1 protein-coding gene is annotated in these 220 nt (G+C 35.0%); it reads right to left on the minus strand.

The features are described from left to right. The coding region (locus GT042_RS08110) for a S1 RNA-binding domain-containing protein (RefSeq protein ID WP_161308024.1) at positions 1 to 220 on the minus strand (220 nt) is incomplete at both ends.

Here is a 220-nt window from a genome sequence, read left to right on the forward strand (position 1 = left end):
GAATCCTTCCTTGTTTTCTTTTCGCCGCTTTTAACGATAAACTCATTTTTCTGTGCTCTTCATCAATTGAAAGTACCTTTACTTCTACTGTATCGCCGACTTTTAAAAAGTCATGAATATCCTTTACATATCCATTTGTAATTTCAGATATATGCACAAGTCCTTGTGTTTCTGCATCTAACGCTACAAATGCACCGTAATCTTGAATTCCAGTCACTTT

It is taken from the genome of Streptomyces sp. SID3212, from assembly GCF_009865405.1.
GTDB lineage: Bacteria > Actinomycetota > Actinomycetes > Streptomycetales > Streptomycetaceae > Streptomyces.